The sequence below is a fragment of the uncultured Nocardioides sp. genome (genome assembly GCF_947488025.1).
Taxonomy (GTDB): domain Bacteria; phylum Actinomycetota; class Actinomycetes; order Propionibacteriales; family Nocardioidaceae; genus Nocardioides.
In genome coordinates this window covers 204083-230329 of record NZ_CANKYS010000002.1, presented here as the reverse complement: position 1 = coordinate 230329, position 26247 = coordinate 204083, and the positions used below count along the sequence as shown (strand labels likewise).

The window sequence follows — 26247 nt, the reverse complement described above, 5'->3', positions numbered from 1 at the left end:
GGGGGGCGGCGATGACCGACACCCCGCTGCTGCACGTCGACATGGACGCGTTCTACGCCTCCGTCGCGCTCCGGGAGCGCCCCGACCTGGTCGACCAGCCGGTCGTGGTGGGCGGGAATGGACGCGGTGTCGTGCTGGCCGCCAACTACGTCGCGCGCCGCTACGGCCTCCGTTCGGCGCTGCCGATGACGCGGGCCCGCCGGCTGTGCCCGCACGTCGTGGTTCTCGCGCCCGACTACTCCACGTTCATGAGCGTCTCGGCGTCGGTGATGGAGACGTTCCGCGACGTCACCCCCGTGGTGGAGGCGATGTCGCTCGACGAGGCGTTCCTCGACGTGCGTGGCGCCACGCGGCGACTCGGCACCCCCACCGAGATCGCCGAGCGTCTCCGCGCGACCATCCACGACGAGCAGGGCATCACGTGCTCCGTCGGGGTCGCGGCGTCGGTCTCGGTCGCCAAGGTCGCGAGCAGGCGTGCCAAGCCCGACGGCGTGGTGGTGGTGCCCCCGGCCGAGGTCGCCTCGTTCCTGCACCCGCTCGACGTCGGGGAGCTCTACGGCGTGGGGGAGAAGACGCAGGCGCTCCTGCACCGCTTCGGCCTGCTCACCGTGGGCGACGTCGCCCACACCCCGCTGCAGACCCTGCAGCGTGACCTCGGTGACCACCTCGGCCGCCACCTCCGCCACCTCGCCTGGGGCACCGACCGTCGTGATCTCTCGCCGACCGTCGGACCACACGAACCGGAGCGGTCGATGGGGGCCGACGAGACCTTCGCGCGCGACACCGACGACCGCGACGTCATCGTCCGCGAGCTGTTGCGGCTGACCGCCCGGGTGACCGGGCGCATGCGCGCGGCCGGAGTGGCCGGGCGCACCGTCACCCTCAAGGTGCGCTTCTCCGACTTCACCACGATCACCCGCTCGCGCACGAGGTCCGAGGCCACCGACGTCACGGTCGAGGTGCACCGCGCCGTGACCCACCTCTACGACGCCCTGGGGCTCCGACGCGTGCGCGTGCGGCTGGTCGGCGTACGGGTGGAGGGGCTCGTGCCGCGTGCGACGGTGCACCGCCAGCTCGTGCTCGGCGAGCCCGAGCACGGATGGGCCGAGGCCGACCGTGCTGTGGACCGAGCGACGCGCCGATTCGGTGCCGCGGCCGTCCGGCCGGCGAGCCTGTGGTGAGATCCACCTGCGGTGGGTGAATTTTCCGGGGACGCCTACCGTAGGTGGGGGCGGGTGCCTAGACTTGCGGCAGAAGGTGGAGGAGGAACCGTGGAGCTCTCCGAGGAAGAACTGCGAATGCTCGAGCAGATGGAGCGCGCCCTCGTCGAAGAAGACCCCAAGCTCGCCTCCACACTGCGTGGCACGTCCTTCCAACGGGCCGCCCGCCGCCGGATGATCCTGGGCGGGGCGGTCCTTCTCGTCGGCATCGGTCTGCTGATCGTCGCGGTGCTCCTCGACCTCACCGCCGTGCTCCAGACGGTCGTCGGCGTCCTCGGCTTCGTGGTCATGCTCGCGGGCGCGATCCTGGCGCTCACCTCGGCGCGGAGCCCGGGTCACGTGACCCCCAAGGTGCGCGCCTCCGGTCGCACCGGTCTCGGTGTCGTCGACGGTGGTCGTCAGCACCGGCCTCGGCGTCAGCGCTCCGGCAGTCCGTTCATGGAGCGTATGGAGGAGCGGTGGCGTCGCCGCCGCGAACGCGGCTTCTGAACCCCCCACCGCCTGTTCGCTGACCGGGCACTTCCTGCCCGTCCTGGATCCTGACTGGGCAGTTCCTGCCCGTCCTCGAGACATCACAGCGTCCCTCCCTCGTACGCCGAAGGGGGCGCTGGCGCGTACAACAGGCAGGAAGTGCCCGGTCGGCGTCCTTGGGCTGCAGGTCAGCCGACGAGCTCGTCGACCGTCCGGGTGGACTCCTGGTCCGTGGTCGGGGTCGTGGCCCGGCCGGAGCGGGTGCGGAGGCGGAGGCGGGTACGACGTCCCACGACCGAGGCGGGCCACCACGCGGCGCGGCGCGCCTCCCGCGAGGTCACCCCGGCGGTGAGGGACTCCTCGACCAGGGTGAGGTCACCGGCCAGGCCCTCGGCGGTGAAGGTCTCGGGGTCGCGGGCGTAGCGGCTGCGCTCGAGCGCCGCGACGATCCGGTCGAGGGCCTGCGCCGCCTCGGGTGCCTGGTCGCGCCCGCGGCGCGGACGGTCGGGCCGCGAGCCGTCGTGCACGGGGGTGGCGAGCAGACGGCCGAGCCACTCGCCGGCCCGTCGCGGCGAGCGGCCCTCCGGCCAGGCGTGGCCGAGGTCGCGGGCCACGTCGCGCAGCTCGACCCAGAGGTCCTCGATGCCTCCGTCGAGGCGGCGCCCGCGTCGCGCCGTACGGACCAGGCGGGGCGTCAGGAGCAGCAGGGCCACCAGCGCGAGGCCGAGCAGGCCGGCGAGGATGGGGACCCAGGGGATGGACGAGCCGTCCGTCTCATCGGCGGCGGCCACGGCGTCGGCCTCCTCGCCGCGGTCGGGCAGCTCCTCCGCGGGGCGCCCGGCGCTCGGCGTCGGCGCCTGGGGGACCGGGTCGATCTGGGCCTCGGTGTAGTCCGGCGGCTGGCTGGCACGTGCCGGGGGGGTGGGCTCGAACCGCACCCAGCCAGACCCCGGGAAGTAGAGCTCGGGCCACGCGTGCAGGTCGCGCGAGGAGAACTCCCACGAGCCGTTGGTGGCGCGTTCGGGCTCCAGGAAGCCGACCGCGACGCGGCTCGGGATGCCGAGGACGCGCGTCATGATCGCCATCGAGGCCGCGAACTGCTCGCAGTAGCCGACCCGGTCGTTCAGGAAGGCGAGCAGGTCGGCGCTGCCGTCGCCCGCCGACGGCACCTGGTTGATGTCGTAGCGGAAGCCGCCGTCCTCACGGAACCACTGCTGCAGCACCTGCGCCTTCTGGAAGCGGGTGGGCGCATCGGCGGTGACGCTCGCTGCGAGCCTGCGGATCTCGTTGCTCAGGCTGCTGGGCACCTCGGTGAAGATGCCGGCCACCGAGCCCGCGCCGGACACCGCGGAGTTCATCCGCTCGGCGTCGTAGGTCAGCTGGACCCCGGTGTAGTCGTAGGTGCTGTCGGCCGTCGTGACGTCGTCGCGGGCGGCGATGACGTCACGGGTGTCGAGGTCGTAGCGCCAGTCGCTGCCGGCTGCGATCCGGGTCGTCTGCGCAGCGGTCGGGAGCCAGGACGACGCGAAGTCGGGCCCGACGCGCACGTCGTACTTGAACTGTCGACGGGGCACGTCGACGGCCACTCCGTCGAGCGGGGGCAGCGCGCCCGACGCCGCCTGGGACTCCGGGATCTCCCGGTCGCCCGGTGTCCACTGCGACCCGTTGAACCGCGAGAGCACCGAGATGCGGAGGTAGGTCGGACGGGGGCCGGACGTGGTGACCCACAGCAGCGGGATGTCCTCGCCGCGGCGCAGGTCGCGGCGCAGGTCGACCATCGGGTCCTGCACCTCGACCTCGCGGGTGCCGGGGCCGTTCCCGTCGAAGACGCTCATGCTCATCGTGGGGACTGCGACGGGTACGACGACCGCGAGCGCGATCGCGGTCGCGCCGAGCGCCAGGGCGGTGTTGCCGATCGCACCCGTGCGCACGGAGAAGGAGCCCTTCTCCCCGTCGGGTGCGCGTCCCCAGCTGGTGACGTGGTCGCTGTGCTGGATGAAGACCAGGGTGAGGAACAGGGCCGCGACCACCGCGAACAGCCACCACGACACGGCGTCGCCGGTGACCGCGACGGGCAGGGTGTAGGCGGCGAGCAGCACGAGGCCGGACACCGGCGCGCGGCGCAGGGTGCAGGCGATCAGGTCGACCAGCAGGACGACGAGCGTGCCGCCGATGAGCAGGAGCGGGTGGACGGGGGGCACGCCGACCTGGACGGGCGCGGCATAGCTGCGCGAGGTCTCGAGCGCGTCGCGCAGCGCAACCATGAAGGCGTCGACGTTGTCGGGCGTGGGGATGGGCGAACCGGTCGTGGTGCCAAGCACGAGGAGTGCGCCGACCACCAGCTGGCCGCTGACGACGGCCAGCAGCGGGAGCCGGCTCCACCGGGCGACGGCGCCCGCACCGGCGAGGACGACGCCGATGAGGAGCAGGGGGATGGCGACCTCGGCGAAACCCTCGGTGAGGACCCGCCACGACAGCACGGTGGTCCACGCCGCGAGCAGCGCGATGCCGGCGATGCGCAGCTGGTGGGGGAGCGTGCTCCACGTGGACCTCATCGTGCGACTCCCGACGTGGCGGTGGCCCGGCTCTGCATCAGGCCGAGCTCCTGCCAGGCGGTGTCGAGGCGGTCGCGCGGGCCGAGCGTGATCGAGCGCCACCCCGTGGAGGTCAGGTGGGCGGCCGCCCCGGGGCCGGGTTGGACCGGCAGGTGGGGCGCCCAGGCGTCGACGTCGAGGGCGATGGCCAGGCTCGACGACGCGTGGTGCTGCAGGCGACGGAGGAACGGCAGGTCGGCGTCGCCGAGGCTGCCGAAGACCCCGATCGTCAGTCCACCGTGACCGGGCTCGGCGAGCCACTGGGTGTCGGGCGCGGGGGAGTGGTCGAGCTGGACCACGGCGAGCGCCTCGAGGAGGGGGATGGTGCTGGCCTCGGCGGTGTGGGAGTGCCACTCGGTCTCGCGGCTGTCGCCCGAGGCGGTGACCAGTCGGACGGTGTAGCCGTGGTGGGCCAGGTGGATGGCGATCGAGGCGGCCGCGGACACGGCGCCCTCGAGGGAGCTGGCGGCGCCCTGTCCCCGGTGGGCGGTGCCGCGGTTGTCGAGGAAGACGGTCGCGCGCGACTGCCACGGCTGCTCCTCGCGGCGCACCATCAGCTCGCCGACGCGCGCCGAGCTGCGCCAGTGGACGCGGCGCAGGTCGTCGCCGCGGCGGTACTCGCGGACGGTGACGTCCTCGGCGCTGCCGCTGGCGAAGGCGCGGGGGCGGTTGTCGCCCGAACCGGTCCAGGCCCCGCCCAGCGGGATGCTCGGCAGGGGAGTGGTGCGCGGGGTGACGGTCAGCCGCGTGGTCGCGTGGAACGTGCGACCCAGCTCGACGAAGCCGAACGGGTCGGTCACGCGCACCGACATCGGCCCGATGTCGAACTGCCCGCGCAGCTCCGAGCGCACCTGGTAGGTCGCGTGCCGGCGCCACCCGTGGCCGAGTCCCTCGAGCACGAAGCGGGGGCGGGTACCCAGCACGTAGGGGAGGCGCTCCTCGAGCAGCAGGACCCCCGTGGGCGTGCGGGACTCGTTGGCGACGGTGAGCTCGACGGTGGCGGGCTGGCCGGCGACGACGAGCTGGGGGGAGACCGTGCGCACGAGCGAGAGGCGGTAGCGGGAGCGGCCCACCCACCAGGCGGTGAGCAGCGGGAGCACCGCCACGAGGACGCCGATGCGCACCACCGAGGAGTGCCCGACCACGATCGCGGCCACGACGGTGGTGATGCCGGCGGCCAGGAACGCCCGCCCGCGGACGGTCAGCGCAGCGAGCGCTTCACGCACGGCTGCCACGGGGGATCGACGTGGTGTCGGACGCCGTGGGGACGGGCACCGACTCGACGATCCCGGACAGGATCGCCGCGGTGGTGCGCCCGCTCATCGTCGCCTCGACGTTGGGCAGCAGCCGGTGGGCGAGGACCGGGGACGTGATCCCGTGGATGTCGTCGGGGAGCACGTAGTCGCGTCCCTGCGTGGCGGCGACGGCCTTGGCGGCCCGCACGAGGTGGAGCGTCGCGCGGGGCGAGGCACCGAGGTGCAGGTCGTTGCTGGTGCGCGTGGCGGTGGTGAGCGCCACGGCGTAGCGCTGCACGGCCGTTGACACGTGCACGCGGCCGACGATCTCGATGACCTTGCGGATCTCCCCGGCGTCGGTGACCGGCTCGAGGTCGTCGAGCGGGTTGTGCGCGGTGTGGCCCTCGAGCATCGCGATCTCCGCGGACTCCACGGGGTAGCCGACGGAGACGCGCGCCATGAAGCGGTCGCGCTGCGCCTCCGGGAGGGCGTAGGTGCCCTCCATCTCGATCGGGTTCTGGGTCGCGATGACCATGAACGGCTTCTCGAGCATGTAGGTCGCGTTGTCGACGGAGACCTGGCGCTCCTCCATCGCCTCGAGCAGCGCGGACTGGGTCTTGGGGGAGGCGCGGTTGATCTCGTCGCCGACCACGATGTTGGCGAAGACGCCGCCGGGGCGGAACTCGAACTCGCGGGTGTCCTGGTTGAAGATCGAGACGCCGGTGACGTCGGACGGCAGCAGGTCGGGCGTGAACTGGATGCGCGCGACGGTGCAGTCGATGCTGCGCGCGAGCGCCTTGCTGAGCTGGGTCTTGCCGACCCCGGGGACGTCCTCGATGAGGAGGTGGCCCTCGGCGAGCAGGACGACGAGCGCGGCGTTGACGACGTCGGGCTTGCCGGCGATGACGCGCTCGATGTTGTGGCGTACGGCGCCGGTGACCCGCCGCACGGTGTCCAGGTCGGGCGCCTGCCCGGAAGACCCACTCGTCACGTTGTTGTCCGTCCCCTCGTGCGTGCTCGCCACCACGGTATGTGGTGCGCGCAACATACCCGCCCGATCGCGCGAGAGGCGCCGCCGTCGTCGGACGTCCCCCACCCGGGCGACCCGCCGTCCCCCACTTCGCTCCACCACTCGTGCCCCGCTCTCCCCACCGGCGCTCCATCGAGGCCGTCCTGAGCGTGGATCCACGCTCAGGAGCGCGGACCCGGGCGTGCCGACGCGGGTGGCGTCGACGTACCGACCTGCCGTCAGCAGCCCGAAATTCGTGCGTGAAACACGCGGGATCTGGTTGACGGTGGAGCGAAGTGGAGTACTGTGGTGCGAAGTGGGGGACAGGGTCGATCTGCCCGCCGAGCAGGGGAGGTGCCGGATGTTCTTCGGCACCTACACGCCCAAGCTCGACGAGAAGGGCCGGCTCTTCCTCCCGGCGAAGTTCAGGGACGAGCTGACGGAGGGACTCGTGGTGACCAGGGGGCAGGAGCGCTGCCTCACCGTCTGGTCGCTGGAGGACTTCGGAAGGCTCACCGATCGGCTCCGCGAGGCGCCGGTCACGCAGAAGAACACCCGTGACTACGTCCGCATGCTGTTCGCCGCCGCCAGCCAGGAGGTGCCGGACAAGCAGGGACGCATCAACATCCCGGCACCGCTGCGGGAGTACGCCTCGCTCCGCAAGGAGTGCGTCGTCATCGGGTCGATGAACCGGATCGAGATCTGGGACCCGACCGCGTGGGCGACCTACTCCGAGGAGCAGGAGCAGAAGTTCTCCGAGCTCAGCGACGAGGTCTTCCCCGGCATCTGAGCCAGCACCCGACAACTCCACAGCTGACATCGCGACCCGTATCACCAGGTCTCGAGCCCGCTCCTCGCGTGGCCATCTGGGGCACTTCCCCGGCACCAGAGGGCTTCCTTTCCCCATCAGGGGAGCGGGCAGGGACCTGGTGCGGCGGCTCGCCCCGTGCCACTTGGCGGGGAGTGTCAGCCGCACCGCCAACCGATCAGCACCAGCCAGCACCAGCACCAGCACCAGCACGCAGCAGCCAGCACCAGCACGCATCCGCAGCACCGAGCAGCAACGAGTGGGGTCGAGACCATGAGCACCACCCAGCCTGTGGGACGCACGGCAGCGGCACCGCCGCTGCGGGTGCGCGACCAGGCGCGCGAGGCGGCTGCCCTGATCGCCTTCTCGGCCGCCACGGCGTGCGGCCTGGCGCTGGCCCTGCTGCTGCTGACGCACCTGGGCTCCCAGGGCTGAGCAGATGACGACTCCCCGCCACGCCCCGGTGCTCCTCGACCGGGTCGTCGCCCTGCTGGCTCCTGCGCTCGAGGCACCCGGCTCGGTCTACGTCGACTGCACGCTCGGCCTCGGCGGCCACAGCGAGGCGGTCCTCGAGCGGCTGCCGCACGCCCGGGTCATCGGCATCGACCGTGACCCGACCGCCCTGGACATGTCCCGCGAGCGGCTCGCGTCCCACGGCGACCGCTTCACCGCCGTGCACGCGGTGTACGACGAGCTGCCCGAGGTGATGGGGTCGCTGGGCCTCGACCACGTCGACGCCGTGTTCTTCGACCTCGGGGTCTCCTCGATGCAGCTCGACGTCCGCGACCGGGGCTTCGCCTACGCCGAGGACGCCCCGCTCGACATGCGGATGGACCCGACGACCGGCCGGACCGCGGCCGACCTGCTCAACACCGCCACCGCACAGGAGCTCACCCGCATCCTGCGCGAGTACGGCGAGGAGAAGTTCGCCAGCAGGATCGCCCGCGAGGTGGTCCGCCGGCGCGACACCACGCCCTTCTCCACCAGCGCCGACCTCGTCGAGCTGCTCTACGCGACGATCCCTGCTCCGGCCCGGCGTACGGGCGGCCACCCGGCCAAGCGCACCTTCCAGGCGCTGCGGATGGCGGTCAACGACGAGCTCGCCGTGCTGCGCCGCGCCATCCCGGAGTCCATCGAGGCCATCGGGGTCGGCGGCCGCGTGGTGGTGGAGTCCTACCACTCGCTGGAGGACCGGCTGGTGAAGCGGGCGTTCGCCGACGCCACCCGGCTCGACGTGCCGCCGGACCTGCCGTTCGTGCCCGAGGGCGCAGAGCCCGCCCTGCGGCTCGTCACCCGGGGAGCCGAGCAGGCCGACGAGCACGAGATCGCCGAGAACCCCCGGGCCGCCTCGGTCCGCCTGCGCGCCGTCGAGCGCGTCCTCCCGTCCTCCTCCTCTCCCTCTTCCCCAGGAGTCGCCCGATGAGCAGTCCCGCCCTGCAACCCCGGACCCGGGTCACGCGCATCGCCCAGGAGGCGGTCGACAAGGCGCGTCTCACCGTGGTGCCCCGGGTGCGGACCCGCGCGCCGCGCGTGCCGTTCATGACGCTGGTGAGCCTCGTCCTCGTCGGTGGCATCGTCGGGCTCCTGCTCTTCAACACCTCCATGCAGCAGGCGTCGTTCACCGCGTCGGCGCTCGAGACCGAGGCCGACACCCTCGCCGCCCGCGAGCAGACGCTGCGGATGGAGCTCGACGAGCTCCGCAACCCGCAGCGCGTGGCCACCGAGGCGCAGGCCATGGGCATGGTCATCCCGTCGGCGCCGGTGTTCCTCGACCTCGAGACCGGCGAGACCGTCGGCGTCCGGACGCCGGCCACGCCGGAGAACGCCATCCAGCTGCAGCCGCCGGCGCCGATCAAGCCGGCGGTCCTCGCGCCCGAGCCGACGTACGTCGAGGTGCCCGCCGCACCCACGGTCGAGGAGCAGGCGGCGACGGACCCCGGGGTGACGAGCGCGAAGCCGCGGAAGAACCGCAACCGCTGACGGCGCGGTCGCGCCGCTGCGCGGCGACGCGCACCTAGATTTGTCGAGCAGGCCGGGCCCAGCAGGGGGACCGTCCGGGAACTGAGGGAGACCAGTGCCGAGCACCCGCGCCACCGGCAAGCGCGGCGCCTCACGTGGCGCACCGATGCTGCGACTGCGCATCGGGTTCGTCCTCATCGCGATCGTCCTCTCCTTCTTCGGCGCCCGGCTCGTCCAGCTCCAGGGCGTCGACCCCCGCTCCTACGCCGTCCGCGCGGCCGCCGAGGGCGCGGTGCGGCTCCCGCTCGTGGCCGAGCGGGGCGACATCCTCGACCGCAACGGCGTACCCCTGGCCGACTCCGTCAAGGGCAAGATGGTCATCGCCGACCCCGACCTGACGGCCGACCGCGCGCCCGAGCTCGCGCGCCTGCTCTCCGAGCGGCTCTCGGTCGACTACTTCAAGACCCTCACGGCGCTGCGCGGTCGCAAGGAGGGCAGCCGCTACGAGTACGTCGCCCGACGGGTGCCCAGCACCCTCGCCGGCGACACGCTCGCGGCCCTCGACGAGGCCGGCTTCACCGGCATCAGCCTCCAGGACGACCCGATCCGCTCCTACCCCTCCGGCGACGTCGCCGCCAACCTGCTCGGCTACATGGGCACCGACGAGCCGCTCGGCGGCTTCGAGCGCACCTTCGACGAGCAGCTGGCCGGCGTCGACGGCGAGGCCACGTGGCAGTCCAACTCCGGCAAGGGCGTCCGGATCCCGCTGCGCGAGAGCACGCTGAAGGCGGCGCAGAACGGCGCGCCCCTGCGCACGACCATCGACCGCGACCTGCAGTGGTTCACCCAGAAGGTTCTCGCCCAGTCGGTGCGGCAGTACCGCGCCGAGAGCGGCGCCGCTGTCGTCATGGACACCCGCACCGGTGAGATCCTCGCGCTCGCCGACGTGCCCACCTTCGACGCCAACGCGCCCACCGAGGCCGACCAGGACGACCTCGGCTCGCGCGCGATGAGCGACACCTACGAGCCCGGCTCGGTGGAGAAGGTGCTCACCGCTGCCTCCCTCATCGACGCCGGCAAGGCGTTCCCGCGCCAGCGGTTCAAGGTGCCGCCCAACCTCGCGCGCCAGGATCGGGTGATCGGTGACTGGTTCGACCACGGCACCATCCGGCTCACGCTGGCGGGCATCATCGCCAAGTCGTCCAACATCGGCACCGTGCTCGCCGCCGACGCGTTCTCCCCGGTCGAGCTGGTCACCTACCTGCAGAAGTTCGGCCTCGGCCAGCGCACCGACGTCGGCGTACGCGGCGAGACCCCGGGCATCCTCACGCCGGGCGAGGCGATGACCTCGCAGACCAAGGACCGCGTCGCCTTCGGCCAGTCCCTGTCGGTCAACGTCGCCCAGATGGCGGCGGCGGTCAACACGGTCGCCAACGGGGGCGTGCGGGTCTCACCGAGCCTCATCGCCGGCTCTGCCGTCACCGACGACGGGGTCACCGTCGGCACCGACGTCGCCACCCGCACCCGGGTCGTCAGCAAGCAGGCCGCCCGGGCGACCGCCCGCATGATGGAGAAGGTGGTCGACCCCGAGGACGGCGTGGCGCCCGCCGCGCAGGTGCCCGGCTACCTCGTGGCCGGAAAGACCGGCACCGCCCAGCGCGTCGCCAGCGACGGCACCGGCTACGACGGCAGCACGTCGGTGTCCTTCGGCGGCTTCGCGCCCGCCGACGACGCCCGCTTCACCGTCTACGTCGTCGTCCACGCACCCAAGGTCGACGGGGGCGGCGGCTCGATCGCCGGTCCGGTCTTCTCCCGGATCATGGGCTACGTCCTGGGCCGCTACGGCGTCGAGCCGACCGACGGCAAGCCGTCGCGCCTGCCCGTCGAGTGGTGACTCGATACGCTCGGTCGGTGCACGAGCCTGTGAGTGCGGCGCGACCCCAGCGGGTCCCGTCGACCCCTGCGACCGAGCTCGCCCAGTGGCTCTCGGCCGCGACCGACGTGACCGTCCACGGCGACCTCGGCGTCGCCGTCTCCGGGATCTCGCTGAGCACCGCACGCATCCGGCCCGGTGACCTGTACGCCGCCCTGCCGGGCGCCCGCGCCCACGGAGCCGACTTCGCACCCCAGGCCGTCGCGGCCGGCGCCGTCGCCGTGCTGACCGACCCGGCCGGCCTCGACCGGCTGCCCGCGGGCACGCCGGCCGTCGTGGTGCCCGACCCGCGCCGTGTCCTCGGCCGCCTCGCCGCCCGGATCTACGGCGAGCCGGCGACGGGCCTGCGCGTCATAGGCGTCACCGGCACCCAGGGCAAGACCACCACCACCCGCGTGCTCGAGCAGGGGCTCACCGAGGCCGGGGTCACCTCGGCCGTCATCGGCACCGTGGGCACCCGGATCGCGGGGGAGGACGTGAAGACCCAGCTCACGACGCCGGAGGCACCGGACCTGCACGGCCTCTTCGCGGTGATGCGCGAGCGCGGCGTCGACACCTGTGCGATGGAGGTCTCCAGCCACGCCCTCGTGCTCGGCCGGGTCGACGGCGTCGTCTTCGACGTCGCGACCTTCCTCAACCTCGGTCGCGACCACCTCGACTTCCACGCCGACCTCGACGACTACTTCGCCGCGAAGGCCGGTCTCTTCACCCCGGAGCGGGCGCGGGTCGGGCTGACCAACGTCGACGACGAGTTCGGCCGTCGCCTGCTGGACGTCGCCGGCATCCCGATGTCGACGTACTCCTCCCGCGGCGCCGACGCCGACTGGCGGGCGGTCGACGTCGACCTGACCGCGGGCGGCGCGACCTTCACCGTGCTCGGCCCCGGCGTCGAGCTGCGCGCGGAGGTCCACGTCCCGGGCGAGTTCAACGTCTCGAACGCGCTGGCCGCGATCGCCTCGGCCGCGCTCGCCGGGCTCGACGCCCGGCAGGTCGCCGACGGCATCGCCCGGGTGGGCGGGGTGCCGGGACGGCTGGAGCAGGTCTCCGCCGGGCAGGACTTCACCGTGGTCGTCGACTACGCCCACAAGCCCGACGCGCTCGAGGCCGTGCTGGCCACGCTGCGCCCGTTGACCGACGGGCAGGTCGTGGTCGTGGTGGGCGCGGGCGGCGACCGCGACACCGTGAAGCGTCCGGTGATGGGCGAGATCGCCGCACGTCTCGCCGACGTCGTGGTGGTCACCGACGACAACCCCCGCACCGAGGACCCCGCGTCGATCCGCGCCGCGGTCCTGGCCGGCGCCCAGGGTCCGGCGGAGGTCGTCGAGGTCGGCGACCGCCGGCTCGCGATCCGTGAGGCCCTCCGCCGCGCGCGACCCGGCGACGTCGTGCTGATCGCCGGCAAGGGCCACGAGTCCGGGCAGGAGGTCGGCGACGTGGTCCACCCCTTCGACGACCGGGTCGTCGCCGCGGAGGAGGTCGCCGCGCTGGGTGCCGGTCACGACGGCACGGACCGGACCGGGAGCGACGCATGATCGAGATGACCCTGGACGAGATCGCCGAGGTCGTCGGCGGCACCGCTCACGGCGAGGCGGTCGTCAGCGGGGGCGCGTTCGTCGACACCCGTACGCCGGAGGCGCGTGGGTTGTTCGTGGCGATCGCCGGCGAGCGCGTGGACGGCCACGACCTGGCAGCCGCAGCCGGTGCGGCCGGTGCGGCCGCGGCGCTGGGCAGCCGACCCACCGACCTGCCCACCGTCGTCGTCGACGACGTGACCGCGGCGCTGGGGCTGCTCGCCCGCCACGTCGTGGACCGGCTGCCCGACACCGTGGTGCTGGCGATGACCGGATCCCAGGGCAAGACCGGCACGAAGGACTACCTCGCCCACCTGCTGTCGGAGGCCGGGCCGACGATCGCCACGCGCGGCAACTTCAACAACGAGCTCGGCGTGCCGTTGACCGTGCTGCGGGCGACGCCCGACACGCGCTACCTGGTCGTCGAGATGGGTGCGCGGGGCGTCGGCCACGTCGCCGAGCTCTGCGCCATCGCCCCGCCCCGGGTCGCCGCGGTGCTCAACGTCGGCACGGCCCACATCGGTGAGTTCGGCAGCCGCGAGGCGATCGCAGCGGCGAAGGGGGAGATCGTCGAGGCGCTGCCCGCCGACGGCACCGCCGTGCTCAACGCCGACGACGACCTCGTGGCCGCCATGGCCACGCGCACCGCGGCGCAGGTCGTCACCTTCGGTGCGGCTGCGGACGGCCGCACCCCCGACGTCGCCGTCAGCGAGGTCACCACTGACGAGCTGGGCCGCCAGTCCTTCGAGCTGGCCCACCGCGGCTCCGGCGCCACCGTCCACCTCGCCCAGGTCGGCGCCTTCCAGTGGCGCAACGCAGCCGCTGCTGCCGCCATGGCCCTCGCCGCCGGGCTCGACCTCGACACCGTGGCCGACTCGCTCGCCGACGCCGTCCCGGCCAGTCGCTGGCGCATGGAGCTGTCCGAGCGCCCCGACGGGCTCGTCGTGCTCAACGACGCCTACAACGCCAACCCCGAGTCTATGTGCGCCGCGCTCGAGACGCTCGCGGGCATCGGCGCCCGCACCGGTCGGCGTACGGTCGCCGTGCTGGGGCAGATGCTGGAGCTCGGCGACGGTGCGGCCGAGGCCCACCGGGAGGTCGGGGCCTACGCCGCCCGCTCCGGGGTCGACGTGCTGGTGGCCGTGGGTGACGACGCGGCCGGGATCGCGGACGGCTTCGCCGCCGTCGGAGGTGGGGGAGTGAGCAGGACCACGGCGGGGCGTGACGAAGCCGCCGACTGGCTGCGGCACAATGTCTCGGCTGCTGATGTCGTCCTGGTGAAGGCATCGCGGGGGGCGGCGCTGGAACTGATCGCCGACGACCTGACCGGGAGCGGCAAGGAAGGAAGCACCGCATGAGAGCCATCCTGTTCGGAGGAGGCCTCTCCCTGCTGATCTCCCTGCTCGGCACGCGCTACGCCATCAGGTTCTTCACCCGGCAGGGATTCGGCCAACCGATCCGCGACGACGGACCCACCACCCACCACGTCAAGCGCGGCACGCCCACCATGGGCGGGGCGGTGATCATCCTCGCCACGGTCATCGGCTACTTCGCGGCCAAGCTGATCACCCAGACCGCCCCGACCGCCTCGGCGCTGCTGCTGCTGTTCCTGCTGGTGGGCATCGGCGCGGTCGGCTTCCTCGACGACTTCCTCAAGGTGAGCCGGCAGCACAACCTCGGCCTGCGCAGCCGCGCCAAGATGATCGGCCAGACTGTCGTCGGGCTGGTCTTCGGGTTCCTCGCGCTGTCCCCGGTGCTCGAGGACGAGCGCGGCTGGCGACCGGCGTCCAACCACCTGTCCTTCATCCGCGACTACGAGGGCTTCGCGCTCCCGACGTTCCTGGCGATCCTGCTGATCTGGCTCATCGTCACCGGCGCCAGCAACGCGGTGAACCTCGCCGACGGGCTCGACGGGCTCGCGGCGGGCGCCTCGATCCTGGTCTTCGCCGCCTACACGCTGGTCAACATCTGGCAGAACAGCCAGTCGTGCGCGCTCGAGGCCGGACCCAAGTGCTACGAGGTCCGCGACCCGCTCGACCTCGCCGTCGTCGCCGCGGCCATCACCGGCGCCTGCTTCGGCTTCCTGTGGTGGAACGCCTCGCCCGCCCAGATCATCATGGGCGACACCGGGTCCCTCGCGCTGGGCGGCGCGATGGCCGGCTTCGCGATCATGACGCGCACCGAGCTGCTGCTCGTCATCATCGGCGGTCTCTTCGTGGCGATCACCCTGTCGGTGATGATCCAGGTCTCCGTCTTCAAGCTCAGCCGCGCGAGCGGGCTCGTGCGGTCGGTCTTCAAGATCCAGCCCGGGCACCGCGTCTTCCGCATGACGCCGCTGCACCACCACTTCGAGATGCTCGGCTGGGAGCAGGTGACGATCGTGATCCGCTTCTGGATCGTGACCGGCCTCGCCGTCGCCACCGGCCTCGGCATCTTCTACGCCGAGTGGGTCGCCGGCATTGGATAGCACCCCGCGCACCCCGCCCGACGTCGAGCAGCTCGGCCGCACCAGTGACTGGTCCGGCGTACGCGTCGTCGTCGCCGGGTTCGGCGTCTCCGGCTTCGCGGCCGCCGACAACCTGCTGTTCCTCGGCGCGCAGGTGACGGCGCTCGACGAGTCGACCAGCGAGGAGAAGGCGGAGAAGGCGCAGCTCCTCGAGACGCTGGGCGCGACAGTCCGGCTCGAGCCGGGCGCGACCGGCGTGCTGCCCGACGACGTCGACCTCGTGGTCACCTCGCCCGGGTGGAAGCCCACCGCGCCGCTCCTCGCCCAAGCCGTCGAGCGCGACATCCCCGTGTGGGGGGAGGTCGAGCTGGCGTGGCGGCTGCGCGACCCCGACGCCCCCGCGCCGTGGCTGGCCGTCACCGGCACCAACGGCAAGACCACGACGGTACAGATGCTCCAGTCCATCCTCACCGCCGCCGGGCTCCGCGCCGTCGCGGTCGGCAACGTCGGTCTGCCGATCGTCGAGGCGGTGATGGACCCCGAGCCCTACGACGTGATGGCCGTCGAGCTCTCCAGCTTCCAGCTCCACTACACGCGCTCGATGGCCGCGGAGTCGGCCGTGGTGCTCAACATCGCCGAGGACCACCTCGACTGGTACGACGACGAGCCGGGCGCAGGCGTGGACCCGGGCGCCCGGACCGGCATGGAGGTCTACGCGGCAGACAAGGCCCGCGTCTACGACGGCGTGCAGCTCGCCTGCGTCTACAACCTCGCCGACCCCGCCACCGAGGACATGGTCCGCGAGGCCGACGTCGTCGAGGGCGCCCGGGCCGTCGGCTTCACCCTCGGCACGCCGGCCCCGGGCGACCTCGGCGTCGTCGAGGACCTCCTCGTGGACCGCGCGTTCATCGAGGACCGGGCGACCAGCGCCGCCGAGCTGTGCACGCTGGGCGACCTCGCGTCGCCCGCACCCCACTTCGTCGCCAACGCCCTGGCCGCGGCCGCGCTGGCCCGCGCCCACGGCGTCAGCCAGCAGGCCGTGCGTGACGGCCTGCGCGCCTTCCGTCCCGACGGCCACCGCATCGCCCACGTCGCCGAGGCCGCCGGCGTCACGTGGATCGACGACTCGAAGGCCACCAACCCCCACGCCGCCCAGTCCTCGCTGTCCGCGTACGACGACATCGTGTGGATCGCGGGCGGGCTCGCCAAGGGCGCCCGGTTCGACGACCTCGTCGCCGCCGTGCGCGGCCGGCTTCGCGGCGTCGTGCTGCTCGGACGCGACCGGCAGGTCGTCGCCGACGCTCTTTCGCGACACGCGCCCGATGTGCCGGTCATCGATGTGGGCGCCGACGAGACTGGGGATCCGATGGAGCGCGTGGTCGACGCGGCCGCCGGGCTCGCCAGGTCCGGTGACACGGTGTTGCTCGCGCCGGGGTGCGCCTCCATGGACATGTTCGCCAACTACGGCGCCCGCGGCGACGCGTTCGCGGCCGCCGTCCACGCGCACATCACCCGCACCGACCAGCCCCGCCACCCAGACCAGCCCGACAGCGACTAGCAGCCACCGACCCGAGGGGAGCCGCGACGATGACCACCGCGAACCCCGGAGGAGTCGGCCTGGACGTCGGCCCGTCGCTGGAGCCGCAGTCCGCGCAGCCCCACCAGCCCCACCAGCCCCATCAGGGCGGCGGGACGGCCGGGGTCCGGCGTCCACCGCTCGGGTCGGGACTCGTCGCGGGCCTGCGTTCGGTCCGCGAGGCGCTCGACAAGCCGCTCGCGTCCTACTACCTGCTGCTCGGCTCGTCGGCCCTGCTGCTCACCATCGGCCTGATCATGGTGCTCAGCGCGTCCAGTGTGCGCTCCTACCTCACCTACGACGACTCCTACGCCGTGGTGAAGCGTCAGCTGCTGTGGGTCGCGCTCGGGCTGCCCGCGGCGTGGATCGCGTCCCGGATCCCGGTGCGGCACGTCCGCAGGCTCGCCTACCCGGGCTTCCTGGTGGCCCTCGTGCTGCTCGCCCTCGTCGCCCAGTTCGGCGTGCTGGTCAACGGCAACAAGAACTGGCTCGCCCTCGGTCCGGTCAACATCCAGCCCGCCGAGATCGCGAAGCTCGCGATCGTGCTGTGGGCCGCCAACATCTACGCCCACAAGGAGCGCCGGCTGCGCGAGCTGCACCACCTGCTGGTGCCGGTCGTGCCCGGGCTCTTCGCCGTCATCGCCCTCGTGCTGGTCGGCCGCGACCTCGGCACCGCGATGGTGCTGGCGGCCATCCTCCTCGGCATGCTGTGGGTGGTCGGGGCGCCCCTGAGGCTCTTCGGGCTCAGCCTGTCGGTGCTCGGCGTCGCCGCCGTCGCCCTCGCCGCCACCGACCCGGAGCGGCTCGAGCGCATCACCAACTTCACCGACCCGTTCAAGGACTACACCGACGCGGGCTGGCAGCCGGCCCACGGTCTCTACGCCCTGTCGAGCGGTGGCTGGTTCGGCCAGGGCATCGGCGCCTCCGCCCAGAAGTGGGGCGACCTGCCCGAGGCGCACACCGACTTCATCTTCGCGGTGCTGGGGGAGGAGCTCGGCCTCGTCGGCACGCTGCTCGTCATCGGGTTGTTCTTCACGATCGCCTACGCCGCGGTCCGTGTCGCCCTCAGCACCGAGGACCCGTTCGTCCGCTACGCCACCTTCGGCATCGTGGTGTGGCTGCTCGGCCAGATGATGATCAACGTCGGCATGGTGCTCGCCGTCCTGCCGGTCATCGGCATCCCGCTCCCGATCGTGTCCTACGGCGGGTCGGCGCTGCTGCCCTCCCTCGTGGCCCTGGGTCTCGTGATCGGCTTCGCGCGCCGCGAGCCCGAGGCCGCGGCCGCGCTGGCGGCGCGCCGACGCAACCGCTCCGCCGGTCTGTCCGCGGGTCCCGCTCGCTAGATTTGCCCCTGATGCGCGTTCTTCTCGCCGGCGGCGGCTCCGCCGGCCACACCTCGCCCCTGCTCGCCACTGCCGACGCCCTGCGCCGGCTCGACCCGACGACCGAGGTCACCTGCCTCGGCACCCGCGAGGGGCTCGAGGCCCGCCTCGTCCCCGAGGCCGGGCTCCCGCTCGAGGTGGTGCCTCGGGTCCCGCTCCCGCGCCGGCCCGGCCCCGACCTGCTCCGTACGCCGACCCGCCTGCGCGCCGCGCGCGCCGCCGCCCTGGAGGTGGTCGACCGGGTGCGTCCCGACGTCGTCGTCGGCTTCGGCGGCTACGTCTCGGTGCCCGCCTATCTCGCCGCCCGCAAGCGCGGCCTGCCCATCGTGGTGCACGAGGGCAACGCGATCCCCGGCATCGCCAACAAGCTCGGCGCCCGCATGACCAGGCACGTCGCCACCAGCTTCCCCGGCACCGACCTGCCGCGTGCCGTGTGCACCGGCCTGCCGATCCGCCGGCTCATCTCGACGATGGACCGGGGTGCGCTGCGTGCCGAGGCCCTGGCCGCCTTCGGGCTGCGCGCCGACCTCCCGACCCTCATGGTCACGGGCGGCTCGCAGGGCGCTGCGCGCATCAACGCGGCTGTCTCCGGGGCGGCGCCCGCCCTCGCCGCCGCAGGCGTGCAGGTGCTGCACGTCGTCGGACCCAAGCACGAGCTCAGCGTCGCGTCGGGGGAGGTGCCCTACGTCGTGCTCAACTACGTCGACCGGATGGACCTCGCCTACGCCGCCGCCGACGCCGTGCTCTGCCGCGCGGGCAGCAACACCGTCACCGAGGTCTCCGGCGTCGGCCTGCCGGCCGTCTACGTCCCGCTGCCGATCGGCAACGGCGAGCAGGCGCTCAACGCGCGTCCGGTCGTCGACGCCGGTGGCGGGCTGCTCGTGTCCGACGCCGCCCTGACCCCGGAGTGGGTCGCGGCCAGCATCCCCGGACTGGTCAACGACACGGCGCGACTCGCCGCCATGGGGGCCGCCGCCACCGGTGTGATCCCGCTCGACGCCGACGAGAAGCTCGCCCGCATGATCCTCGACGCCGGAGGTGCGCGCGCGTGAGGATCCCGGTCCCCGACGAGGTGCTGCCGGCCGAGGAGCTGGGACGGGTGCACTGCGTCGGCATCGGCGGTGCCGGCATCTCCGCCATCGCCCGCATCCTGGCGCAGCGCGGCATCACCGTCACCGGCAGCGACGACCACGACACCCCGTTCCTGCCCGCGCTGCGCGAGCTCGGCGTGGTGTGCCACCTCGGCTACGACGCCGCCCACGTCGGGGGCGCCGACACGCTGGTCGTGACGACCGCCGCGCGCGAGGACAACCCCGAGGTGCTCGAGGCCCGACGCCGCGGCCTGCGGATCCTGCCGCGCTCGGCCGGGCTCGCCGCGGTGATGGCCGGGACGCGCGTCCTCGCCGTCGCCGGCACCCACGGCAAGACGACGACCACGGGTTTGCTCACCTCCGCGTTGCTCGCGGCCGGGGTCGATCCGTCGTACGCCGTCGGTGGCGTGCTGACCGCCACCGGCCGCAACGCCGACGCCGGGGCCGACGACCTGTTCGTCGCCGAGGCCGACGAGAGCGACGGCGCCTTCCTCCACTACCGGCCCCACGCCGCGATCGTCACCAACGTCGAGGCCGACCACCTCGACAACTGGGGCACCGAGGAGGCCTACCACCGCGCCTTCGAGGACTTCGCCGACACCCTCGACCGCGACGGCTTCCTCGTCTGCGTGGTCGACGACCCGGGTGCCGCGCGGCTCGCCGGGCTGGCCCGCGAGCGCGGCCTCGACGTCGTCACGGTGGGGGAGTCGCCCGAGGCCGACCTGCGCGTGCGCGACCTCACGCTCGACGGCTCCACCTCCTCGTGCCGGGTCACCCGCGGCGACGACGTCCTCGGCGAGCTGCGCCTGCGCATCCCGGGCCGCCACTACGTCCTCGACGCGGTGGCCGCGCTGGCCATGGGCCTGCGCCTCGACCTGCCGTTCGACGCCCTGGCCGAGGGGCTGGGCGACTTCACCGGCACGGGTCGCCGGATGGAGCTCAAGGGCGAGGTGGGCGGCGTGCGTGTCTACGACTCCTACGCCCACCATCCCGTCGAGATCCGCGGCGACCTCGAGGCCGCCCGCGCACTCGCCGGCGAGGGTCGCGTCGTCGCCGCCTTCCAGCCCCACCTGGTCTCGCGCACGCGGATCTTCGGCGAGGCGATGGGACGCGAGCTCGGGGCGGCCGACGAGGTCGTCGTGCTCGACGTCTACGTCGCCCGCGAGGATCCCGATCCCGACGTCACCGGCCTGCTCGTCGCCGACGCCGTTCCGCTGCCCGTCCAGCACGTCACCTACGTCGACGGCCTGGGTGCAGCCGCGCAGGCGCTCGCCGAGCGCGCGCGACCGGGCGACCTGGTCATCACCCTCGGCGCGGGCGACATCACGGGCGTCGGGCCGCGGGTGCTCGACCTGCTCGGAGGTGGCTGAGTGGACCGCGAGGCGCCGGAGCGGGGCGCGCGCGACGCAGGCGGGACCACGAGCACCGGCAGCGGCGAGCCCGGCGCGGGCGCCCCGCGGGACGACACCGGGTCGGGCGTGGGGGGCAGCAAGCACGACGCCCGTCGGAACCGCTCGGAGCGCCGGACGCGCCGCCGCTTCGCGCGGCGGCAGTGGGCCCGTCGCTGGCTGTCCCTGCGCTACGTCGTGGCCGCGCTGCTGCTCCTGGCGCTGCTGGCCACGTCGGTCCACCTGGTCTTCTTCTCGACCAGGTTGCAGGTCAAGCGGGTCGAGGTGGTCGGCAACAGCCTGCTGAGCGACGGCCGGATCCGCGAGGTCGCCGACGTCCCGGTGGGCGACCAGCTCGCCCTCGTCGACCTCGGCCGGGCCGGTGCCCGCGTCGGCTCGCTCGCCGAGGTGGAGTCCGTCGACGTCACCCGCACCTGGCCCGACGCCGTACGGATCTCCGTGGTCGAGCGCACCGCGGTGGCGGTGGTGGAGCTCGCCGGCAGGCTCCGCGGCCTCGACGCCGACGGCGTCGTGTTCCGCGACTACGAGACCGTCCCCCGGCAGATGCCACGCGTACGCCCCGGGGCCAACGCCGGCACCGACGCGCTGCGCGAGGCGGCCACCGTGGTCAGCGCGTTGCCGGAGGACCTCGTGACGCGGGTCGACCACGTCGAGGTGGCCACCGTCGACCAGATCACCCTCGTCCTGCGCGACAAGCGCCAGGTGCTGTGGGGGAGTGCAGAGGAGTCGCAGCTCAAGGCCCAGGTGGTCGACAAGCTGCTGGCCGCGCAGCGGGCCCCCTACTACGACGTCAGCGTCCCGGGGAACCCCACCTATCGCACCACCCCCTGACGCCGCGGCCCAGAAATTCTTCGCCGACCTGGGACGCGCGGGCGTGTCCGACGGGGAATCGCGGTGCTCGGTGCCTAATGTCTTGCGAAAGGCGAGGTTGACATAACTATAACCCTCAGGCTCACGGTTAGAGTTCCGCGGGCCGCGGAGGGTGCAGGAACCTCGTCCATCCAGACTTCACCCCCAGACTTCACAGACCCACTCGAGGAAGGCCCCGGAGCCGTGGCAGCAGCACAGAACTACCTGGCGATCATCAAGGTCGTCGGCATCGGTGGCGGCGGCGTCAACGCCGTCAACCGCATGATCGAGGTCGGCCTCAAGGGCGTCGAGTTCATCGCCATCAACACCGATGCCCAGGCACTCCTGATGAGCGACGCCGACGTCAAGCTCGACATCGGGCGTGAGCTCACCCGCGGCCTCGGAGCCGGCGCCAACCCCGACGTGGGCGCCAAGGCCGCCGAGGACCACGCCGACGAGATCGAGGAGGTCATCAAGGGCGCCGACATGGTCTTCGTGACCGCCGGCGAGGGTGGCGGCACCGGCACCGGCGGCGCGCCGGTCGTGGCCCGCATCGCCCGTTCGCTGGGTGCCCTGACGATCGGCGTGGTGACGCGCCCGTTCGCCTTCGAGGGTCGTCGTCGCGCCAACTCGGCGGAGGAGGGCATCAGCCAGCTCCGCGAGGAGGTCGACACCCTCATCGTGATCCCCAACGACCGGCTGCTGTCGATCACCGACCGCAACGTGTCGATCCTCGACGCCTTCAAGCAGGCCGACCAGGTGCTGCTGCAGGGTGTCTCGGGCATCACCGACCTGATCACCACCCCCGGCCTGATCAACCTCGACTTCGCCGACGTGAAGTCCGTGATGGCCAACGCCGGCTCCGCCCTGATGGGCATCGGCTCGGCCCGCGGCGAGGACCGTGCCGTCGCGGCTGCGGAGATGGCTGTCTCGAGCCCCCTGCTCGAGGCCAGCATCGAGGGTGCGCACGGCGTGCTGCTCTCCATCGCCGGCGGCTCCGACCTCGGCCTGTTCGAGATCAACGAGGCCGCGGCCCTCGTCTCGCAGGCCGCGCACGCCGAGGCCAACATCATCTTCGGCGCGACGATCGACGACGCCCTCGGCGACGAGGTGCGCGTCACCGTCATCGCGGCCGGCTTCGACGGCGGCATGCCCAAGCGTCGTTCCGACGGCAACGTGCTGCGCCAGGGCCAGCCGGCCCAGACGCAGGAGCAGACCCGCGCGGCGGCGCAGCAGCTCTCCTCGACCCCGCAGGCCCCGGCGCGCAACGAGCCGGCGTCCGCCAGCCCGGCGCAGGCGACGTTCGCCCCGTCGACGCGCGACGACCGCTCGCAGTCGGCGCCCTCGCAGCAGGGCCAGCACGGCGGCCAGCAGTCGCAGCAGGGCCAGCAGTCGCAGCAGCCTGCCCCGTCGCGGCCGGCCCGTCAGGTGCAGTTCGACGACGACGACCTCGACGTCCCTGACTTCCTGAAGTGAGGTTCCTGCACCGCGACACCCTGGCCACGGCGCACGGCGCCGTGGCCGTGGGCTTCACCGAGCCCCTGCCGATCGTCGCCGACGTGAGCCGGGCGCGGGCCACCGTGCTGGCCGACGTCGCCGCGGCGACCGGCAGGACGCCCTGGGTGATGCACCAGGTGCACGGTGCCGACCTGCACGTGGTCGGCGACGCCGACGTCGCCGACCACCCGGTCCTCGACGTGGACGCGCTGGCCACCACGCGCGGCGACGTGGCCCTGATGGCGCGGGCGGCCGACTGTGTGCCGCTGCTGCTCGCATCCCCCGAGGGTGCGGTGGCGGCCGTGCACGCGGGCCGACGCGGCCTCGCGCTCGGGGTCGTTCCGCAGGCCGTCAAGCGCCTGCGCGAGCTCGACGCCACCCGGCTCACCGCCTGGATCGGGCCGCACATCTGCGGCCGGTGCTACGAGGTGCCGCAGCAGATGCAGGGGGAGGTCGCCTCGCTCGTGCCTGCGTCGCGGGCCACGACGTCGTGGGGCACGCCCGCCCTCGACCTCGGGGCGGGGGTGCGCGCCCAGCTCGAGGCGGAGGGTGTCGACGACGTACGCGCGGTCGACGCCTGCACGCGCGAGGACGACCGCTGGCCGTCCTACCGACGCGACGGCGACGCCGCCCTGCGCTTCGCCGGCGTGGTCTGGAGGGAGTCGTGAGCCGCGGTGACGAGGTCGCTGCGAGCCTCGACGTCGTACGCCGCCGTATCGCCGCCGCGTGCGCCGAGGCCGGGCGCTCGGAGGACGACGTGTCGCTCGTCGTGGTCACCAAGTTCTTCCCGGCCTCCGACGTCCGGCTGCTCGCCGAGCTGGGCGTCACCGACGTGGGGGAGAACCGCCACCAGGAGGCCGAGGCGAAGGCCGCCGAGTGCGCCGACCTCGGCCTGCGCTGGCACTTCATCGGCGGCCTCCAGTCCAACAAGGCCGCGGCCGTCGCTTCCTACGCCGACGTCGTGGAGTCGGTCGACCGGGCCAAGCTGGTCGGCCCGCTCGCACGCGGCGCGCACTCGCGGGGTCGCGACGTCGACGTGCTGCTCCAGGTCAGCCTCGACCCGCCCGGCGCCGACAACCGGTCCGGCGCGGCGCCCGCCGACCTCGCCGACCTGGCTCGGCGCGTCGAGGAGGCCGGCATGCTCCGGTTGTGCGGCCTCATGGCCGTCGCGCCGCTGGGGGAGGACGCCGACGCGGCCTTCGCCAGGCTCGCCGAGGTCCGTGAGACGTTCGTGCGCGACCACCCGCGGGCGACCGCGTTGTCGGCCGGGATGAGCGGCGACCTCGAGGCGGCGATCCGCCACGGCGCGACACACGTGCGTGTCGGCTCCGCGGTCCTCGGTGAGAGGCCCACGGTCCAGTAATGTCCACAACAGTCAACAGGTGCCCGGTCCCGGGTGCCAGGTCTAGCGGAGGAAAAGTCTCATGAGCGGCGCGATGCGCAAGATCGGCGAGTACCTCGGCCTGCTCGAGGACACCGGCCACTACGACGACTACGACGACGACAGCGAGACCACGACCCAGGACGCTGTCGACCAGCGCCCGGTCGTGCGCGAGCGTCGCCCTGCCCCTGTGTCCGACCTCGCCGAGCGCCGTCGTCCGGCCTCGGTCCAGACAGGAGTCGTGGCCGAGTTGAGCCGCATCACCACCCTCCACCCCCGCAACTACAACGAGGCCCGTCTCGTCGGTGAGAACTACCGTGACGGCACGCCCGTGATCATGAACCTCAGCGAGATGGACGACAACGACGCGAAGCGTCTCGTCGACTTCGCCGCCGGCCTGATCTTCGCCACGCGCGGGTCCATCGAGCGGGTGACCAACAAGGTCTTCCTGCTCTCGCCGCCCAACGTCGCGGTCTCGGCCGAGGACAAGGAGCGGATCGCCGAGGACGGCTTCTTCAACCAGAGCTGATCCATAATTCAGTCGTGGTGATCTTCGGTTCGATCCTCTGGTACATCCTGTTCATCTTCATCGGCCTGCTCTGGATCCGGTTCATCGTGGACTGGGTGCAGGTGTTCGCGCGCCGGTGGGAGCCCAAGGGGCCGCTGCTCGTGGCCCTCGAAGGCGTGTACTCCGCCACCGACCCGCCGATCGTGGCCCTGCGTCGTGTCGTCCCGCCGCTCCGCATCGGTCAGGTCGCCCTGGACCTGAGCTTCCTGTTGGTGATGGTGGGAGCATGGCTGCTGCTCAACGTGGTCGCGACCATCTTCGGCCTCTAGAACCATCCGTCACACGGGTCACTGTGCCCGGTGGCGTCCCGGGCGCTATTGTCTTCTGACAGCAGAGCCACCGTGCATCGAAGAGTGAAAGTTTGGGTGAGGTCATGCCGCTGACGCCTGAGGACGTGAGCAACAAGCGCTTTACGCCTGTCCGTCTCCGTGAGGGCTACGACATGGGCGAGGTGGACCAGTTCCTCGACGAGGTCGAGGCCGAGCTCGCCCGGCTGACCAAGGAGAACGACGATCTCCGGTCCAAGCTGTCGGCTGCGCAGTCCGGCGGCCCGTCGACGTCCGCCCCGGCGACCACGTCGTTCGCCCCGGCCGCTGCCGAGCCGGAGCCCGAGCCCGAGCCGGAGCCGGAGCCCCAGCGGGCCGCCCCGGCGCCCGTGGCAGCCGCTCCTGTGGAGACGGTCCGCGTGCAGACCGTGCCGGAGGCGTCCAACGCCGCCGCGCGCCTGCTCGAGATCGCGACGCGCAACGCCGACGAGCTCGTCGAGGACGCGAAGAACGAGGCCGACCGCATCGTCGGCGCCGCGCGCACCAAGGCCGAGCGGGTCGAGTCCGAGGCCAAGACGAAGGCCGACCGCATGGAGGCCGACGCCCGCCAGCGCTCGCAGATGCTCGACTCCGAGACCGCCGAGCGCCGCCAGCAGATGTTCGGCGACCTGGAGAAGGAGCGCGACAAGCTCAACAGCGATGTCGAGACCCTCCGCCAGTTCGAGCGCGAGTACCGCTCCCGCCTGAAGACCTACTTCACGCAGCAGCTCGAGGCCCTGGCCAACGGCAGCGAGACGCAGGCTCCGGTCGACAGCGGCAACGCGCCGAAGCGCCTGCGCTCGGTCCTCGGCGACGACGAGAACTGATCGTCGCGACCGACGCCCAGCATCGAGAACGACCGCCCCTCGGGGTGGTCGTTCTCGCATTTCGGCGAGCCGAGGTTGGTTCGTCAGGGTGCACCGGCTAGCCTCCCTGCCACCGT

The 26247-nt window shown here is 72.8% G+C and carries 24 protein-coding genes; 21 read left to right on the top strand and 3 right to left on the bottom strand.

From position 1 onward, the window contains the following. Window positions 1-11 precede the first annotated feature (11 nt). Window positions 12-1181 (top strand): DNA polymerase IV, encoded by a 1170-nt coding sequence (gene dinB, locus Q1B24_RS04490; protein WP_299923811.1) that lies wholly within the window; start codon window positions 12-14, stop codon window positions 1179-1181. 90 nt (window positions 1182-1271) lie between these two features. Then, window positions 1272-1709: a DUF3040 domain-containing protein gene (locus tag Q1B24_RS04485; protein WP_299923808.1), complete on the top strand. Its 438-nt coding sequence runs from the start codon at window positions 1272-1274 to the stop codon at window positions 1707-1709. 170 nt (window positions 1710-1879) lie between these two features. On the opposite strand, the gene Q1B24_RS04480 is transcribed toward Q1B24_RS04485, so the two are convergent. From Q1B24_RS04480 to Q1B24_RS04470, 3 genes are read right to left on the bottom strand one after another with little or no spacing between them, the layout of a single operon-like run. Continuing rightward, the gene (locus Q1B24_RS04480; protein ID WP_299923805.1) at window positions 1880-4246 is read right to left on the bottom strand and encodes a DUF3488 and transglutaminase-like domain-containing protein; all 2367 of its coding nucleotides are present in this window, start codon (window positions 4244-4246) and stop codon (window positions 1880-1882) included. After that, window positions 4243-5511, bottom strand: a complete 1269-nt coding sequence (locus Q1B24_RS04475) for a DUF58 domain-containing protein (protein WP_299923802.1) — start codon at window positions 5509-5511, stop codon at window positions 4243-4245. The genes Q1B24_RS04480 and Q1B24_RS04475 overlap by 4 nt, the downstream gene beginning before the upstream one ends. Continuing rightward, entirely contained in the window at window positions 5504-6511 is a 1008-nt protein-coding gene (locus Q1B24_RS04470) for a MoxR family ATPase (protein WP_299923799.1), read from the bottom strand. Before Q1B24_RS04470 ends, Q1B24_RS04475 begins: the two co-directional genes overlap by 8 nt. 379 nt (window positions 6512-6890) lie before the next feature. Here Q1B24_RS04470 and mraZ point away from each other — a divergent pair, with 379 nt between their 5' ends. From mraZ to Q1B24_RS04375, 19 genes are all read left to right on the top strand, one after another. After that, on the top strand, window positions 6891-7319 hold the full coding sequence (gene mraZ, locus Q1B24_RS04465; protein ID WP_056607086.1) for a division/cell wall cluster transcriptional repressor MraZ: 429 nt from the start codon (window positions 6891-6893) through the stop codon (window positions 7317-7319). Between the two features lie 291 nt (window positions 7320-7610). Further along, the gene (locus Q1B24_RS04460; protein WP_268112445.1) at window positions 7611-7772 is read left to right on the top strand and encodes a hypothetical protein; all 162 of its coding nucleotides are present in this window, start codon (window positions 7611-7613) and stop codon (window positions 7770-7772) included. Between the two features lie 4 nt (window positions 7773-7776). After that, on the top strand, window positions 7777-8760 hold the full coding sequence (gene rsmH, locus Q1B24_RS04455) for a 16S rRNA (cytosine(1402)-N(4))-methyltransferase RsmH (RefSeq protein ID WP_299923781.1): 984 nt from the start codon (window positions 7777-7779) through the stop codon (window positions 8758-8760). Further along, complete coding sequence (locus tag Q1B24_RS04450) at window positions 8757-9317, top strand: hypothetical protein (RefSeq protein ID WP_299923778.1); 561 nt, start codon at window positions 8757-8759, stop codon at window positions 9315-9317. Before rsmH ends, Q1B24_RS04450 begins: the two co-directional genes overlap by 4 nt. A 94-nt stretch (window positions 9318-9411) precedes the next feature. Next, the gene (locus tag Q1B24_RS04445) at window positions 9412-11190 is read left to right on the top strand and encodes a penicillin-binding protein 2 (protein ID WP_299923775.1); all 1779 of its coding nucleotides are present in this window, start codon (window positions 9412-9414) and stop codon (window positions 11188-11190) included. Window positions 11191-11207: 17 nt separating this feature from the next. Then, window positions 11208-12761 carry a UDP-N-acetylmuramoyl-L-alanyl-D-glutamate--2,6-diaminopimelate ligase gene (locus tag Q1B24_RS04440; RefSeq protein WP_299923772.1) on the top strand — a complete coding sequence of 518 codons (1554 nt, stop codon included), beginning with the start codon at window positions 11208-11210 and terminating at the stop codon, window positions 12759-12761. Further along, window positions 12758-14158 carry a UDP-N-acetylmuramoyl-tripeptide--D-alanyl-D-alanine ligase gene (gene murF / locus Q1B24_RS04435; protein ID WP_299923769.1) on the top strand — a complete coding sequence of 467 codons (1401 nt, stop codon included), beginning with the start codon at window positions 12758-12760 and terminating at the stop codon, window positions 14156-14158. The genes Q1B24_RS04440 and murF overlap by 4 nt, the downstream gene beginning before the upstream one ends. Next, window positions 14155-15267, top strand: coding sequence for a phospho-N-acetylmuramoyl-pentapeptide-transferase (gene mraY, locus Q1B24_RS04430; RefSeq protein ID WP_299923766.1), 1113 nt, complete (start codon window positions 14155-14157; stop codon window positions 15265-15267). The genes murF and mraY overlap by 4 nt, the downstream gene beginning before the upstream one ends. Then, window positions 15260-16804, top strand: a complete 1545-nt coding sequence (gene murD / locus Q1B24_RS04425; protein ID WP_299923763.1) for a UDP-N-acetylmuramoyl-L-alanine--D-glutamate ligase — start codon at window positions 15260-15262, stop codon at window positions 16802-16804. The genes mraY and murD overlap by 8 nt, the downstream gene beginning before the upstream one ends. Before the next feature lie 29 nt (window positions 16805-16833). Then, window positions 16834-18165, top strand: a complete 1332-nt coding sequence (gene ftsW, locus Q1B24_RS04420; RefSeq protein WP_299923760.1) for a putative lipid II flippase FtsW — start codon at window positions 16834-16836, stop codon at window positions 18163-18165. An 11-nt stretch (window positions 18166-18176) separates the two neighbouring features. After that, entirely contained in the window at window positions 18177-19256 is a 1080-nt protein-coding gene (murG, locus tag Q1B24_RS04415) for an undecaprenyldiphospho-muramoylpentapeptide beta-N-acetylglucosaminyltransferase (protein ID WP_299923757.1), read from the top strand. Further along, window positions 19253-20665: a UDP-N-acetylmuramate--L-alanine ligase gene (gene murC, locus Q1B24_RS04410; protein ID WP_299923754.1), complete on the top strand. Its 1413-nt coding sequence runs from the start codon at window positions 19253-19255 to the stop codon at window positions 20663-20665. The genes murG and murC overlap by 4 nt, the downstream gene beginning before the upstream one ends. Beyond that, window positions 20666-21535 carry an FtsQ-type POTRA domain-containing protein gene (locus tag Q1B24_RS04405; RefSeq protein ID WP_299923750.1) on the top strand — a complete coding sequence of 290 codons (870 nt, stop codon included), beginning with the start codon at window positions 20666-20668 and terminating at the stop codon, window positions 21533-21535. It begins immediately after the preceding gene. Between the two features lie 222 nt (window positions 21536-21757). Beyond that, window positions 21758-23029, top strand: coding sequence for a cell division protein FtsZ (ftsZ, locus tag Q1B24_RS04400; RefSeq protein WP_299923746.1), 1272 nt, complete (start codon window positions 21758-21760; stop codon window positions 23027-23029). Continuing rightward, complete coding sequence (locus Q1B24_RS04395; RefSeq protein ID WP_299923743.1) at window positions 23026-23718, top strand: polyphenol oxidase family protein; 693 nt, start codon at window positions 23026-23028, stop codon at window positions 23716-23718. Before ftsZ ends, Q1B24_RS04395 begins: the two co-directional genes overlap by 4 nt. Further along, window positions 23715-24413 carry a YggS family pyridoxal phosphate-dependent enzyme gene (locus tag Q1B24_RS04390; RefSeq protein ID WP_299923740.1) on the top strand — a complete coding sequence of 233 codons (699 nt, stop codon included), beginning with the start codon at window positions 23715-23717 and terminating at the stop codon, window positions 24411-24413. The genes Q1B24_RS04395 and Q1B24_RS04390 overlap by 4 nt, the downstream gene beginning before the upstream one ends. Window positions 24414-24474: 61 nt before the next feature. Next, window positions 24475-24960 carry a cell division protein SepF gene (gene sepF, locus Q1B24_RS04385; RefSeq protein ID WP_299923737.1) on the top strand — a complete coding sequence of 162 codons (486 nt, stop codon included), beginning with the start codon at window positions 24475-24477 and terminating at the stop codon, window positions 24958-24960. A 14-nt stretch (window positions 24961-24974) separates the two neighbouring features. Then, window positions 24975-25268 (top strand): YggT family protein, encoded by a 294-nt coding sequence (locus Q1B24_RS04380; RefSeq protein ID WP_299923734.1) that lies wholly within the window; start codon window positions 24975-24977, stop codon window positions 25266-25268. A 104-nt stretch (window positions 25269-25372) separates the two neighbouring features. Further along, window positions 25373-26131, top strand: a complete 759-nt coding sequence (locus Q1B24_RS04375; RefSeq protein ID WP_299923731.1) for a DivIVA domain-containing protein — start codon at window positions 25373-25375, stop codon at window positions 26129-26131. Window positions 26132-26247: the final 116 nt, after the last annotated feature.